Source organism: Paenibacillus dokdonensis, from assembly GCF_004916975.1.
GTDB classification, from domain to species: Bacteria; Bacillota; Bacilli; order Paenibacillales; family Paenibacillaceae; genus Paenibacillus_AQ; species Paenibacillus_AQ dokdonensis.
The window spans coordinates 211,257-225,670 of the sequence record NZ_STGQ01000001.1; the positions used below are offsets into that span (position 1 = coordinate 211,257).

At 48.1% G+C, this 14,414-nt stretch carries 15 protein-coding genes, 1 tRNA gene, 1 pseudogene and 3 riboswitches; of the genes and pseudogenes, 9 read left to right on the top strand and 8 right to left on the bottom strand.

The window, feature by feature from the left end; translation table 11 throughout:
* The first annotated feature begins 2 nt into the window (after positions 1 to 2).
* The 6 genes from E6W40_RS01110 to E6W40_RS01135 all read left to right on the top strand — a co-directional run bounded on the left by E6W40_RS01110 (position 3) and on the right by E6W40_RS01135 (position 5,904).
* Positions 3 to 1,010: a FecCD family ABC transporter permease gene (locus tag E6W40_RS01110; RefSeq protein WP_136603788.1), complete on the top strand. Its 1,008-nt coding sequence runs from the start codon at positions 3 to 5 to the stop codon at positions 1,008 to 1,010.
* Positions 1,003 to 2,022 carry a FecCD family ABC transporter permease gene (locus tag E6W40_RS01115; protein ID WP_136603789.1) on the top strand — a complete coding sequence of 340 codons (1,020 nt, stop codon included), beginning with the start codon at positions 1,003 to 1,005 and terminating at the stop codon, positions 2,020 to 2,022. Before E6W40_RS01110 ends, E6W40_RS01115 begins: the two co-directional genes overlap by 8 nt.
* Positions 2,023 to 2,052: 30 nt before the next feature.
* Positions 2,053 to 3,609, top strand: coding sequence for an alpha/beta hydrolase (locus tag E6W40_RS01120; protein ID WP_136603790.1), 1,557 nt, complete (start codon positions 2,053 to 2,055; stop codon positions 3,607 to 3,609).
* Between the two features lie 210 nt (positions 3,610 to 3,819).
* A complete protein-coding gene (locus E6W40_RS01125; RefSeq protein ID WP_168928789.1) occupies positions 3,820 to 4,485 on the top strand; it encodes a ThuA domain-containing protein in 666 nt (221 codons plus the stop codon).
* Positions 4,482 to 5,141 (top strand): SDR family NAD(P)-dependent oxidoreductase, encoded by a 660-nt coding sequence (locus tag E6W40_RS01130; protein WP_136603792.1) that lies wholly within the window; start codon positions 4,482 to 4,484, stop codon positions 5,139 to 5,141. The genes E6W40_RS01125 and E6W40_RS01130 overlap by 4 nt, the downstream gene beginning before the upstream one ends.
* Before the next feature lie 28 nt (positions 5,142 to 5,169).
* Complete coding sequence (locus E6W40_RS01135; protein ID WP_168928790.1) at positions 5,170 to 5,904, top strand: SDR family NAD(P)-dependent oxidoreductase; 735 nt, start codon at positions 5,170 to 5,172, stop codon at positions 5,902 to 5,904.
* 78 nt (positions 5,905 to 5,982) lie between these two features.
* Here the strand turns inward: E6W40_RS01135 and E6W40_RS01140 are convergent, their stop codons facing one another.
* The 6 genes and pseudogenes from E6W40_RS01140 to E6W40_RS01160 all read right to left on the bottom strand — a co-directional run bounded on the left by E6W40_RS01140 (position 5,983) and on the right by E6W40_RS01160 (position 10,763).
* Positions 5,983 to 7,005 (bottom strand): DUF2804 domain-containing protein, encoded by a 1,023-nt coding sequence (locus tag E6W40_RS01140; RefSeq protein ID WP_136603794.1) that lies wholly within the window; start codon positions 7,003 to 7,005, stop codon positions 5,983 to 5,985.
* A complete protein-coding gene (locus E6W40_RS30315; RefSeq protein ID WP_342774703.1) occupies positions 7,002 to 7,682 on the bottom strand; it encodes an MFS transporter in 681 nt (226 codons plus the stop codon). Before E6W40_RS30315 ends, E6W40_RS01140 begins: the two co-directional genes overlap by 4 nt.
* A complete protein-coding gene (locus tag E6W40_RS29695) occupies positions 7,585 to 8,094 on the bottom strand; it encodes an MFS transporter (protein WP_211146955.1) in 510 nt (169 codons plus the stop codon). The genes E6W40_RS30315 and E6W40_RS29695 overlap by 98 nt, the downstream gene beginning before the upstream one ends.
* A 208-nt stretch (positions 8,095 to 8,302) precedes the next feature.
* Positions 8,303 to 9,529, bottom strand: a pseudogene (locus tag E6W40_RS01150) (MFS transporter).
* Positions 9,530 to 9,541: 12 nt separating this feature from the next.
* Entirely contained in the window at positions 9,542 to 10,051 is a 510-nt protein-coding gene (locus E6W40_RS01155; RefSeq protein ID WP_246072786.1) for a MarR family winged helix-turn-helix transcriptional regulator, read from the bottom strand.
* A 94-nt stretch (positions 10,052 to 10,145) separates the two neighbouring features.
* Positions 10,146 to 10,763 (bottom strand): hypothetical protein, encoded by a 618-nt coding sequence (locus tag E6W40_RS01160; protein ID WP_136603795.1) that lies wholly within the window; start codon positions 10,761 to 10,763, stop codon positions 10,146 to 10,148.
* A 251-nt stretch (positions 10,764 to 11,014) separates the two neighbouring features.
* Between E6W40_RS01160 and E6W40_RS01165 the strand changes: the two genes are divergently transcribed.
* Positions 11,015 to 11,368: a helix-turn-helix domain-containing protein gene (locus E6W40_RS01165; protein WP_136603796.1), complete on the top strand. Its 354-nt coding sequence runs from the start codon at positions 11,015 to 11,017 to the stop codon at positions 11,366 to 11,368.
* Between the two features lie 158 nt (positions 11,369 to 11,526).
* Positions 11,527 to 11,609: transfer RNA gene (locus E6W40_RS01170), tRNA-Leu, on the top strand.
* Between the two features lie 92 nt (positions 11,610 to 11,701).
* Here E6W40_RS01170 and E6W40_RS01175 read toward each other — a convergent pair.
* On the bottom strand, positions 11,702 to 12,196 hold the full coding sequence (locus E6W40_RS01175) for a glutathione peroxidase (protein WP_136603797.1): 495 nt from the start codon (positions 12,194 to 12,196) through the stop codon (positions 11,702 to 11,704).
* Positions 12,197 to 12,274: 78 nt separating this feature from the next.
* Entirely contained in the window at positions 12,275 to 12,718 is a 444-nt protein-coding gene (locus E6W40_RS01180) for a hypothetical protein (protein ID WP_136603798.1), read from the bottom strand.
* A gap of 1 nt (position 12,719) precedes the next feature.
* A riboswitch (cyclic di-AMP (ydaO/yuaA leader) is annotated at positions 12,720 to 12,875 on the bottom strand.
* A 392-nt stretch (positions 12,876 to 13,267) separates the two neighbouring features.
* Positions 13,268 to 13,478: riboswitch (cyclic di-AMP (ydaO/yuaA leader) on the top strand.
* A 212-nt stretch (positions 13,479 to 13,690) separates the two neighbouring features.
* Positions 13,691 to 13,868: riboswitch (cyclic di-AMP (ydaO/yuaA leader) on the top strand.
* 123 nt (positions 13,869 to 13,991) lie between these two features.
* Here E6W40_RS01180 and E6W40_RS01185 point away from each other — a divergent pair.
* Complete coding sequence (locus E6W40_RS01185) at positions 13,992 to 14,384, top strand: hypothetical protein (RefSeq protein WP_136606773.1); 393 nt, start codon at positions 13,992 to 13,994, stop codon at positions 14,382 to 14,384.
* The last annotated feature ends 30 nt before the right edge of the window (positions 14,385 to 14,414 follow it).

Here is a 14,414-nt window from a genome sequence, read left to right on the forward strand (position 1 = left end):
TTATGCAGCTTAAACGTACGCTGCCGGCGGTTATTCTTGGAATAGCCCCGGCAGCCATTGTGTTATTAATTCTTGCTTCGATTTTGTATGGTGCCAAAAATATCACAGCCGGTGAAGTCTGGAACTCTATTTTTGCTTTTAATCCGGATAATGTAGATCACCAGATTATTATCTCTTCCCGTCTGCCGCGTGCCGTTGGTGCCATGCTGATAGGGGCATTCCTTGCGGTCTCTGGGGCTTTAATGCAGGGTATGACACGTAATTATTTGGCTTCGCCGTCCATTATGGGCGTGTCAGACGGATCTATTTTTGCCGTAACGATATGTATGGTATTTCTACCGAACGTGAATCCGAATATGTATATTATCAGTTCGCTGATTGGCTCTGCCTTCGGTGCAGCTGTGGTCTTTGGATTGGCCTGGTGTATTCCGAACGGGCTTAGTCCTGTGAAGCTGGCTATTCTCGGTTCCATTATGGGCACTTTTCTCAGCGGGACGGCGCATGCGATAGCAACCTATTTTCAGGTTTCGCAAAATATCAGCTTTTGGTATAACGCCCGGCTGCATCAAATGGATCCCGAGCTTATCCGGTTAAGCATTCCATTTGCCATTGTCGGCTTGGCGCTGGCTCTGGTGATATCGAAATCCATCTCGGCATTGTCGCTGGGTGAAGAGGTTGCCAAAGGACTAGGCATCCGTACCTGGCTGACGGAGGCTTTGGCTATTTTGGCTGTCGTCCTGCTGACAGGGGTCTCGGTGGCCCTCGCTGGTAAAGTGGCTTTTGTAGGTCTGATTATTCCGCATATTGCCCGTTTTTGTTCAGGCTCGGATTACCGCTGGGTCATCCCGGTGTCCGGTGTGATGGGCGGAATCTTCCTTGCGCTGTGTGATATTGTGGCGCGCTTTATCAATTACCCGTTCGAAACGCCTGTAGGTGTGGTCACGTCCTTGATCGGCGTGCCTCTCTTCTTGTATCTCATCCGAACAAGAGGGGGGGCACAGCGTGAGTAAAATATCACATAGACGGTTTTGGACGGTCACGGTCTCGGGACTATTTCTTGCCGCAGCTGCCGTATATCTCAGCTTAACGAACGGGACGTTTGATATGTCCGTGCTCGATGTTATCAAAACGCTGCTGAGGATTCATCCCCAGCCGGAGCATGATCTGGTGGTATTCGAATTCCGTCTCCCCCGGATCGTACTTGGAGCACTTGTAGGCTTTGCTCTGGGAATTGCCGGGGCAATCATCCAAGGCGTAACGAGAAACGGGCTCGCAGATCCTGGGATATTGGGCGTCAATGCAGGAGCTGGGCTGTCCGTCGTGTTATTCATGTTTTTATTCCAAGGGAGCATCTCCGCCACGGGCTGGCTTGGAGTGATGATGATGCCTATATTTGGCGTGGCCGGCGGTCTGGCGGCAACGACAGCCATTTATATGTTCGCCAGAGAGGGAGGCAAGCTTGATCCCCAGCGGTTGATCCTGGTAGGTATCGCCATCGCCTCAGGCTTTGGAGCCCTCACCGTGTACATTTCTCTAAAAATGAACCCGAGCGATTACGAGATGGCTGTCGTCTGGCTCGCAGGGAGTCTGCATAGCGCCAACTGGAAATTTGTTGTTACGATGCTGCCATGGCTGCTGCTTTTACCGTTGATTTGCATGCGTTCCCATGTACTTGATCTGTTTCAGCTGAGCAGTGAAAGCCAGAAAAGCCTAGGCATGTCGGTAGAACGGGAAAAGAATATATTTCTGCTATGCAGCGTCGGGCTGGTCAGCGCCAGTGTCGCCGTATCCGGCAGCATCGCTTTTATCGGCTTAATCGCTCCTCATCTGGCCAGACGGCTTGTAGGTTTGCGGCATATTCATATCATCCCGGTCAGCGGTGTTGTCGGCATGATCATGGTGCTTGTTGGCGATTTTATCGGGAAAACCATATTTGCCCCGGCTGAACTGGCTGTTGGCATTGTCGTGTCCATTATCGGTGTACCCTATTTTGTTTTTCTGTTAATTCGCTCACGTGCGTAAGCAAGAAAAGGTTCAACAGGGGGAGTAATTATGATTCGATATCAGCAGCTTACGGTTGGTGATCGGAAGTTGATTCTCTATTTGCCGCCATCTTATGAGAAGTCAGATCGCCGTTTTCCGGTCGCTTATGTTCAGGATGGCGGGGATCTTTTTACCGATTGTGCTAATTATCTAGAGCATTTGTATGCATCCGGCCAGCTGGAAGAGATCATTCTGGTTGGCGTCGTATCCGATGAGCGAAATGCTGAATATACGCCATGGCCAGCTGCTGCGCTAGTGGAAAGTTATCCGCCTTTTGCCGGAGGGGGACGAGCTTATGCGGATGAAGTTGCAGATGTGCTTAAGCCCTATATCGACAGCCACTACCGTACGGAAAGGCAGGCGGAAACAACCGGCATCATTGGCGGCTCATTCGGTGGCTTGATCGCATTCTTTGCAGGGTGCTGGCGTCCGGAGACCTTTGGCCGCATCGGCCTGGTATCGGCTTCCTTCTGGTATGAGGGCGTTATGGATTTTATTCGGGAGCATAAGGGAATGGAAGGTCAGCAGCGTGTTTACATGTCTGTTGGAAGCAATGAAGGCATTTATAAAGAGAACCGGCAGAGGTTCATGGTAGAGAATACGAAGGAAGTTCATCGGTTATGGACGGAAAAGGGGATGCCGGCAAGCCGGTTGAAGCTGACTATAGATCAAGAGGGTACTCATGATCCGCTCTTTATGGTAAAGCAGTTTCCGGAGTCGCTGAAGTGGCTGTTCGGGAAGGAAACAAGCGATCCCAAGCCAGCTTTGACCCGTTTGGGAGAAGCACATATTCCCGGGACGCTTACGTGGAGCATGAACTCAGGCCTGACGGGACGCGAATACCGTATCTTCATCGCCGAACCCATGGGTCCACCGCCGGAAGGAGGCTTCCCTGTTCTTTATACGCTGGATGCCAATGCTTCTTTCGGCTCGCTCGCGGAGGCTGTCAGACTGCAGTCTAGAGGCCCGCATGGCATTCCGCCTGCTGTCATTGTCGGCATTGGCTATGATTCCTCCGAGCCCATTGTAACCAAGGAGCGGTTTTATGATTATACCGTGTATGCGGATGAGCATGAGCTCCCTGCAAGACCTGATGGTTCCGCTTGGCCTCATACAGGAGGAGTGGAGGCGTTTCTTGACTTTATGGAGTATGAACTGAAGCCTGCCGTGGAGGAGGCCTTTCCCGTTGATCGTTCCAGACAGTCTCTTTTCGGCCATTCTCTCGGCGGTTTCCTGACCTTGTATACCCTGTTTACGCGGCCCTCTGCATATCGTCGTTATTTTGCGGCAAGTCCATCGGTATGGTGGAAAAATCATATGTTGCTTAAGTTATGGGAAAATACAAAAGAAGATTTAGAGCTTGAAAAGACGGACATTGAGCTGCATCTGAGTGTGGGGGAGTTCGAAAAGCCTCACATGATCAGCGATGCGAAGGAGCTGTATCAAACCCTGGCAGCAAGCGGCCGGGGTCCACAAAGCATTTCAATGCTTGAGGTTCAGGGCGAAGGACATGTATCTATTCTGCCATCATTAATCAGTCCCATGCTCCGCAGGGTGACTTCTTGAAACCCGCAGAAGCATAAGCTGCATCAAAATTCCAAAAACGAACAAACGCTTTTCGCCAACATTGGGGGAGCGTTTTTTATTTTAAAAAAAGCAGATGTGCCTGTTTCCTCGAACCGACAACGTTTTCGATTTATCTTGTAAGTTGGTCGGGTTTCTGGAATACTGGTTTTGTTCGAATGAAATGTAAACGCTGTTATGGGGAGGGAGAATATGCGCGTCTGCGTATTATGCGATGACAACTGGCATCCGGCTCATGTGATCAAGGAAGGCTTGGAGCCGCTGCGGAAACATGGCTTTGAATTTGATTATATTCTGGCAACCGGATCTGATTTTCAGGAGCATGCTGAGGAAGGGTTACATGAATATCCCGTGCTTCTTATTAGCAAATCCAACAGGGTGTCGGCAGAAGAGGAAGAGCCTTGGATCTCAATACAGATGGAGCAGGGGCTTCAATCTTATGTGAATAGGGGCGGTGCGCTTCTGGTCATCCACTCAGGTACTGTGGGATATAGGGATTCGCAGGTCATGCGTGAACTGGTGGGTGCCGTATTCAACCATCATCCCGAGCAGTGCCAGGTAACGATGAAGCCGGTTGAGGAGCACCCGATTGCACAAGGTATCCATGAATTTACGATAAAAGATGAGCATTACTTTGTCGATGTCACAGCGGGCCATGATAAGGATATTTTTCTGTCCGCCAGCTCGGAGCATGGACAGCAGCCGGGAGGGTGGACAAGGCAGCAGGGAGCGGGATATGTATGTGTACTGACACCGGGTCACAACCTGGAGGTATGGCTGCATCCGGAGTACCAGAAATTGCTGAGACAATCTTTGGAATGGTGCTTGCATAACAGACAGGGGAGAGATGCTGGATGACACAGGTCGTACTTATCACAGAGGCTCAGCATCCTTGGAGCATTGCCCTTTGCCGATATTTTGCAATGCATCAGTGGACGGTTATTGCCTGCAGCCCTGAGAGCATAGGCTTAAACTTTACAGGGACGGAACAGATCCACACCGTAACGCTTGATCCACGGTCGAAGGACTCCGTTCAAGCTGCGGCTGCTCATGTTCAGCGTATCACCGATCGTATCGATTTGATCGTCAGCCAGACGGTGTCGACAGGAGACGGTGAGATTGCAGGCATAGCCTCCATGTCCCCTGCAGGGCTGCTGGATTCCTTTAACGGGAATGCTCTTGGAGCGATCCGGGTTGTGGAGGCATTTTTGCCTATAATGCATCAAGGGTTGAAGCGGATTGCGCTTCTTACGGACCCGAAGGGAAGCTTGGGTCTCAGCCTATCCGGAAGCAGTATCGCTTACAGCATGTCGAAGGCTGCTTTACATATGGCTTATACAATGATGCATGGGGATTTAAGCCGTGAAGGTTACACCTTCCGTTTGTATGCACCTGCGACAGAGGTAGATATGAATCTTTCTGCTGAAGCCGCATTTCGCTATTTTACACGTTCACGCGAGGATGAGGAAAGAATGGTGCTATTAAATGAAGCGGGTGCAGAGGTTCCGTTATAACGGCATAGAGAGGGGGAAAAGAGCAAGTATGAACAAAACGGCAGTTGTGACAGGTGCTGACCGCGGCCTTGGTCTTGGAATGACCAAGAGGCTGTTAGAGCAGGGCTGGTACGCGTTTGCAGGCAGTTACATGGCAGACTGGCCTGAACTGCAGCAGCTGGCGCAGGCGGAGCCCCAGCGCTTAAGACTCATTCCGCTGGATGTTTCCAGCGACAGGAGTGTGCAGGAAGCCGGCAGGATGATTTCGGATCAGGCAGGGCAGGTGGACTTGCTGATCAATAATGCGGGGATATCCACCCGGCAGTTTAGCAGCATCCATGAACTGCAGGATGACGAAGAAGTGCTGCGCATATTCAGTGTAAATGCTGTCGGTCCAATGCGTATGGTACAAGCCCTGCAGCCGCTCATGGAACGAAGTGAATGGAAGCGGCTCTGCTTCGTTTCATCAGAAGCCGGCAGTTTGGCGCGAAGCCACCGGGATAACTGGTACGGCTACTGCATGTCCAAGACAGCGTTGAACCGCGGTGTCCAATGTCTGTTTGATGAGCTTCGGCCGATGGGCTACACGTTCCGTTTATATCACCCCGGCTGGGTGAAATCCTATATGTCCGGTCAGCTCAGCCCCGAAGGAGAACTGGATGCGAATGATGCGGCTCGCATGGCCGTTTCTTATTTTCTTCGAAATCGGTATCAGGATCAAGAGACGTCGGAAGAAGACCGATTAGTGATGAGAGATTGGCTTGGACGGGAATGGCCCTGGTAAGGAACTGTGGCGCTCATTTTGAATATAATAGAAGCCCTTCTGCATTCATGGCAGAAGGGCTTCTATTATGAAACGAAATTACCAGTTATTCACTGCATGCTCCATGAAAGCCATCATATCTTTCACTTCCAGCACCGTGCCGTCATCCAGGACGGCTTTGCCGGTGAACCGGCCAAAAATTTGATGGCAGCCATTGTCTACGAACAGCATTTTCGTCTCGGTATAACGGTCGAACACGGGCTCAAAATCCATTTCGAAACGCCCGTCGTCGCTGGTGAATGTTTTCGGAGACATGTATCCGCCCGCAGCCAGATCCACATATACATGGTTCAGCTTATGCGAGGTTCCGTTGTAGAAAAGAATGTTTTCGGTGGCAGCCTCCGTATTGCCGAATCCAAAACCGATATTGAAGCCAAAGCGTTTACCGTCAATCCAGGTGCTTCCGTTGCCCCAGAACCACTCATGGCTGAACGGCCATACACCGCGGCCCCAGTCGATGAGTCCAAATGCGGTATCCGGCTCGAACGTGATGGTATTCCCCCCGATCTTCACCGTACCGCTGGCAGGCATGCAGTTGATTTTATGATTGTAGTAAAAATGCTGGGGATGATCATCAAACGGTGTTGCGATGACCAGTGACTCCAGGTCGGGCTGGGAGAGAAGAATATCAACTTCCATATTATGCTGCACTTTAGGATCACGGGTCTTGCAGCGAAGACGGCGTCCGCCTCTGTATACCTCAAACTGCATGTCGATCTTTTTACGCTGAACCGCAAGATCTCCATGCTCGGCCGATTCCGGCATCTTCAGCCTGTTAAAAGGGAGAACCAGCATATCGGTAACGGTGTAGGTCTTTTCATTCTTGAAATCGATCAGCATGGCGGAGACATTGCCGGCATAAGAGACATGGCCTATCGTCAGCTGAAGGCAGAAGTCATCATTGGATACCTGGTAGAAGTCCCATTCCTTGATACGCCATGGTGCGGATTTAATATTACGCCGATTATAGTGCATGACCGCTTTGGTAGAATAGCCCTTCTGCATCAAGGTGCCATTGGGATAGAGCAAATCTGAAAATGTCGTAATGCGATGATTGTTCATAGATTTAGATCCTCCTCATGTAATGGTTGTATGGAGACAGGATGCATGCGGCTGCGATGCAGTCTGTTCGCTGGTAACAGAGGTAGAAAGGTGAACAAAGTCAGCAAGGCCGAGAACAGGAATAGCATGTTGCTGGGGACGGTACCCATAACACCGTCAATCTCCATCCGGATACCGTTGTACTGGATAATGTAATAGGAGATCAGCGGTCCGACTACCATCGGGATACAGATGCCGAAGACCTGCTTAATGCCTTCGAATTGCCCGCGTTGGTCCTCCGGGTGGAGTGCGCCTGCAGTCATGTAGGACATATGAAGGTAGTTGTTAAAGTAGATGGTGATATAAGGGAAATAAACATTAAATCCTATGAAGTAAACGGCATTAATGACAAAGACCCAGAAGAGTTCCTGATTAGCCATCACCGTCTTTAACTTAAACACGCTGGCAAATTGATGGAAGTATCCTTTTTCATGCCGGACGGCCTTGAGATGGGGGGCATCCTGGAGTGTAAATATCGTAAATATACCCATGATAATGACGAAGCTGCCCATAAATACGAAGAAAGGAAAAAAGTCGAATTTATCTACAATGATACCCGATACAACCGCACCGAATATGGTAGCAAGCACGGGCATAGCTGCGAAGGTACCAACCCAGTTTGCCGCGGTTACGCTCATTGGAAATATCCGTCGTCCACGGATTAAATGCGGCATCGTAACCTGTCGATCCAAAAAAGCTCATAATCGCATCAGTGGCAACAACAATGACTATGGCGGAGATGAAAGGATTTTTAGGCATGAATTCGGTAGCGCCGAAGCCAATGGTAAAAAGGCCCCATAAAATGTACCCGGCAGCTATAAATGGCTTGCGCTTGCCTGCACGATCACTCCATGTTCCTATGACGAAAGTCGCCAGTGTTGATATGACAGCGCTTACACCAACCATCCAGGAAATGATCGCCGGATCCTTAGCGATCTTGGCGTACACGAATGTGTTAAACCAAGAGTTCTCAATATTCCAGCATATTTGTCCGCTCATTCCGAGAATCCAGATCAGCAGCCAATTTCTTTTAGAAATGCTGTTATTCATGCCTTCACGGCTCCCCCAATATAATTGAAGACTTGTCTTTATAGGAGGTCTTCTGTGAACATTATATGGGATAGCAGTACCAAGAATCACCATAAATTTTAATTCATAGTAGCTAGAATAGCAGGCCATAGGAGCGTTACATGAGCTGGAGGTTTTGATTTTTACTATAAAAAAGCCCTTCTGCTTCATGCAGAAGGGGAATCAAGTCCTAGCTCTCCATCGTTCGATTGTCTGCGGAAGCTTTCTGTAAGCTGTTCCCGTCCTTGGATCGGGTTAACAGATACAGAGCATACAATACGATAAAGATACCAAGGAACAGGGAGGAGTACCGGTACATCGATCCATAGCTGCTGAAGGATGCGATTTGGCCGAGAACTAAGGCACCTACGGCGATTCCTAAATCGAGCGAGTTAAAATACATACTGTTGGCCATGCCCTGCTGTTGTGGGGGAACCAATTGAATCATCCAGGATTGCAGGGTTGGCTAAGCTGTACCGAAACCAAGACCATAACAAAGCGCAGCCAATGCGAGAAACCCGGTTGAAGTCGAATAGGACAGCAGCCAGAGCCCCCCGATCAGGAATACTGCCGCAGGGATGAGCAGTGCTTTATGTCCCTTTTTATCATATATTTTACCGGATATAGGCCGGATGAGAACTACAGCGACTGCATTAAACAGGAAGAAGAGCGAGGCATTGGCCAGGCTCACTTCTTTGCCGAACAGGTTGATGAAGCTTAGCAGACCGCCGTACGTGACGGACATGAGCATATTAAGCAAGCTTGGCAAGAGCAGTGCTTTGGGAAAGCCCTTTTTACGCGGAACGGCTGTGAATTCCTCGGGGAGGGATACCGAAACAGGTGGCTTCACCTTTTTGGCTAGTGGGTATACCAGCGGGAAGATCAGGGCGATAACAATCAATGTAGCGTATACCAGCGATGGGAACCCTTGTTTTTCCAGCAGCATACTGCCGATTACGGGTCCGAGGGATAGCGCGATGCTGGTAGAAAGTCCAAAGTAGCCCATTCCTTCACCTAGACGTCGAATCGGGATGACACCGGATGCCATCGTTGGAAGCGTGGTACTGCCCATTCCGAAGCCTACGCCGAACAGGATCCGCATGAACAGAAGCAATGCCAGCGTTCCGCTCCATAGGTAACCCAAGGTGGCAAGAAACGCGAGAATAAGGCCGAGAAACAGGATGGTGTTACGTTTGCCTTTCTCCAGTGCCTTGGCCGAGAAGAGACGCGAAATAATGGCGGACAAAGCAAATACGGTCGTAAACATACTTACCGTAAAGGCACCCGCATGAAAATGCTCTTTAACATAACCTGGCAGTGGCGATAAAACCATTTGTAAATTTAAAAACAGCAGTAGATTGCACACGGTGAGCATAATGAATTCCCGCGTCCATAGCTTTTCTTTGATGTCTTCCATTGGTTGTAACCTCTAATCCACAAAAATTCGATCGATATTAGCATTGATCTGTTTCATAATTTGACCCAGCGTTTCCAGCTGTTCATCTGAAATGCCGGCGGTCAGCTCATCATTCAGACTGAGCTCCAGCGGTACGGTTTCGTTCATTAGCTCTTGCACAACCGGAGTAGCGTAAATCAGATAAGCTCTGCGGTCTCCAGGATCGGGCTTTCGTTGGATGAAGCCTTTTTTATCGAGCACATCCAGAATACGCGTAATGGAAGGCTGATCCTTACCGGACCTCATGGCAAGCTCCTTCTGGTTAATTCCTTCCTGAAGATATACCTGGTAAAGAACAGTCCATTGCTCGGGGGTAATGCCAAAGGGCTTGAGTCTGCCTGCAAAAAGAGCGGACATTTTACGTGACATATTGCCAAAACGGAATCCGATGGATTGATGGGTTGATGTGAATCTGCTCAGAGCAAAACACTCCTTCAAAATAATTGTCAAGACAATTATATTCACATCAATGAAAATCGTCAATCATTTTTTCCAAATGGAAGGAATGAAAACGAGAGCGGGATTTTATGATCGTGAATTGAAGGAGTGTAGATTATATGTAGGTATTTACTTACTACTAAGAATAGGAGGGGCCGTCCAGTACGGATGAATACTTGGGATATAAACGACGAATACATTCCGGGCAGATGTCGTGGGTGAACTCGGCATGGGTGTGCTTTTCAAGAAAGCTCTCCACTGAATTCCAGATGTCATCCTCATCCCGTATTCTTTTACATACTGCACAAATAGGGAGTAGGCCGCGCAGGGTGCGGATTTGAGTCAGAGCTTCCATTAAATCATGTTCTAGCATTTTGCTTTTGGTGATATCGGTGAGGCAAACGACCATACCTTTGACGGTATGTGTATCCTCATAATAAACCGTGGAGGCTTCGAATAAGAACCACTTTAAACTCCGCTCGAAACGGGATTGAAACTCAGTGCGGAAAAGGGGGCTGGTTCCGTTCAATACAGGATCAAGCGCATTGGGACAACGTCCGTCAGCTTCTGAAAGGGCCGCAAATATTTGTGTAAAGTTAATTCCCGTCCAGTTGAATGATTCAGGTATGCCGCCTTCACTCGAATTTTGAACCCAGGCATGATTAACAGAAAGGATGTAGCCTTTGGGGTTGACAACCGCAATGGCCTGTCTTAGTGAATGTATGATTTCATGAAAACTAATGCCTGAATTAAGCAAATGAAGTCGCTCCCTCTATATGAAATGGAAGTGCTTATATCGATATGCGGCATGCTACTCCAGTCTGACGGGGGAACTGAATGGAAAGCAGTTCATGAGGAGTATAATGGTAAAAAGGGTGGAATTAATGATACAATTACCATTAAGTTATCATTGCGATAGCAAGGAGAGTATATACGTCTTTACGTAATTTTGCAAGGATTTAATTACTTATATGCGTCGTCGGAGGACGATTTGGAAGGCGGTCTTATATGCAATCCATTTACGATCGAATTGAATCGTTAATTAAAATGCGGGGGATGACGAAGAAGTTATTTTGTGAAGAGCTGGGAATCAGTACAGGCAATCTTGGAGACTGGAAAAGGAGCAAATCAACACCAAGCACGAATAAGCTCGTTGAAATTTCCTCATTTTTTGGCGTCAGCTTGGATTGGCTCATTCTGGGAAAAGAACCGGAATCATTTCTTATAAAGGAAACCAGGAGTACATACGTTTGGGATGAATGTGATCAAACCGGCACGTCATTATCCGAAAAAGAAAAAGAGTTTATTAAGGAGTATATCAGCTTTACCCGCTATAAAAAACAACAATCTTTTGATCAATAACGTATTTTATTCTGATGTGAAACTCTAGGGCAGGACTTGTTATTTTCATGATGCTGAGAGCGGGTCCTGCCGTCTATACATCGAATTTTCAGGATAGCTATTTACATTTTTGGACTATCGGTATATAATAAAAAAGTTGCTAAAAAAGTTATCACTGCGCGGTAGTGGTGGAATGGCAGACACGCTATCTTGAGGGGGTAGTGGGCGTATGCTCGTGGAGGTTCGAGTCCTCTCTACCGCATTTATAGTAAGAATAGGAAAAAGATCCTTGCTCCGGCAAGGATCTTTTTGTTTTTTCAGCAGATGTCAGAAAGTATATGCCGATTGTTATTTTTAATTGGAAGAAGAGTCCCCTAGCAGCTTTTTAATATCCTTTTCAATTTTGTCCGGTGTCGTCTGCGGTGCATAGCGCTTGATCACCCGCCCTTGTTTGTCGACCAGAAATTTGGTGAAATTCCATTTGATTGCCTTGGAGCCCAGTACGCCAGGCGCTTTTTCAGTGAGATGCTTGAACAGCGGATGGGCGTTGTCGCCTTTGACATCGGTTTTCTCGAACATGGGAAAGCTTACGCCGTAATTTACTTGGCAAAACTCTTCAATTTCCTCGCTGCCTCCCGGCTCTTGGTGCGCAAACTGATTGCTGGGAAATCCGAGAATTTCAAAATGCTGATCGTGAAATTTTTCATACAGCTCCTGAAGTCCCCGATATTGGGGAGTCAACCCGCACTTGCTTGCCGTATTTACGATAAGCAGCACTTGATCCTGATAGTCAGATAAAGGCTTTTCCTTGCCCTGCAGCGTACGGGCATGATAGTCGTATACAGACATTTTCCTTCCTCCCTTCCTTATATCTTATACAACTTAATTTTACACAATGAATCAATTGATTTCAATTTTACGTATCCATCAGAACAAGGAGACATAAGCCTCGGCCACGTTCAGCAGAGGACGAGATTCACCTTGGTTTGTGAGCTCCATCCAGCTATCATGGGAAAGGACTGTCTTGCCGCGAAGAGTCTCGCAAAGCAGTTGAACCCTTGCAAGATGAAACGGATGAATCGAGCAGAGTATTTCGTCCTGCAAGGATGCTTCGCTTGCAAAGCTTCGATGCAAAAATTTTTCGTAATAGGAAGCCCATGCCACCCAATCTGCCGGACGGCTGCCTTCGTTCAAGTAAATCTCGCCCCAATGGCTGCCGCTGGTGGTATCAATCCGCATCAACACTCTGTAATGGTCACCAAAATGGCTCAGTGGCTCGGATTTTCCCGAAGGCAAGTGGATCATAAACAACTCGATGGCAAGGAGGCAGAGTTTCGCCGGAGCCTCTATGCCAGATCCTGCTTGAAGCATTTCTTTCTCTCCTTTAAGGCTTACGAGGTTAGCTGTCGGATTCGGGCCAGGAGAAGCCCTACCCTAAACGGTCTTTTCCGGTTAGAGATTCACCCCGCGGTCATTTGACCGGTTGGTTCCCCCGTTTCCCAGAGCGGGAATTCAGCTCTTGATCGTTTTAGATAAACTGGCATTTATGATAAATGATGGCTGCGTGTTTGTAAAACGGGGATGCAAGCATGTATGTAAGGAGGATATCCGTTTTCAGGGCATAGCTGCCTGATTGCCGTTTGGAACAGCTATTTTTCAACCGTTTGCTCGTTCTGGCGCTGCTTCACGTCAGTTTATGAAAATATAGTATTCATTTACAGAAAGAAGGATGGAAAGCACTAGTCCGTTTTATATAAACAGGTGAAATAGATAGGATACGTGAGCCAGGAGGAGATATAAACTTTTGTAAGCGATAACCTGAGCTGAAATGGCCCTCTTTTAGCTGATAAGCAATTTCATACCTCCTTTACACTAATTGCATGCGGGTGTATGATTCAAATCGTAATTCAAGACGTTTCCATTTTTGAATCGCTGAATTTTCACTCTCTTTAAGGGTGGAAATCGGGGGAACCAATCGCGTGCATCCCAGTTATCCGGTGTGAGAGTCGGAGACAGGTGATACCGCAGGGGTGAATCCTGTGACCGGATGCCATGGATCTGGTCGCGGGTAGAGCGACTCTCACCGCTCGAATCCGTCAGCTAACCTCGTAAGCGTTGTTTGAGAGAGGAATGATGAAACTTGTGATCGATATCTATCGACCACAGGGGTTCAGTTAACCTCTGTGGTTTTTTATAATATCAGAAAGTTAAACTACAGAGCCATTACTTCCTGATATTGCAAGAAGAACTTCCGCTAATCGCGGTCTGTCTTCTATGAAAGTGCGTCGATAGACGGTTTTCTTATTGCCCAAATGAATGAAATGCAAAAAATATAACATTTGAATGTCTTTAACGCTTAATTCCGGCCCGGGGCCGGAAGCGGGGGAACCAACAGCATCATATGGCTTTAGGCATATGACGCAGGGGTGAATCCTTCCGTCCCGTAAAGGGACAATGAGGATGGGCGACTCTCACGCCCTAATCCGTCAGCTAACCTCGTAAGCGTATAGGGAGAGGCAGCATTTGTCGTGAGCATATTTTCATGGCTTTCTTTCGTCATGAACTTGTAGGCCGCGGGAAAGGTCCTCTTTCCTGCGGCCTATTTTTTGTTCAGACAATCTGCCAGAAGGAGGAGTACAAAGTCGTGGATGAGGAACTCATCATCGTTACAGCGCCGAACGAGGCCGGACGCAATTTTATTAAGCTTCTAATCTATCTCAAACGGCCTTTCGCCGTGCTTACCAATAGTCTGAAGGAAGAACGCGAACTTAGAAAGCTTGGAGCTTCGCAAATCATTCGGATCCACACCAACAACACGGTTGAGTGGGTCGTTCCTGAACAGAGGATCGGCCGGATCTTTATTTTTGAGAACAGTCTTAATTTAACATGCCGCTACCTGCAGATATGCCGGCCGTGGACACCACGTCCCATATACGTGATTACAAGGGCGGATAATTCTCCGGGGATTTACCGGGGACTGGGAGCGAATCACATCATTCATACGTTGAACGGCGAGGTTGGATTCTTGCTGAAGTAGTGCTTATTCGGGAAAGAGAAGGGGAAATTT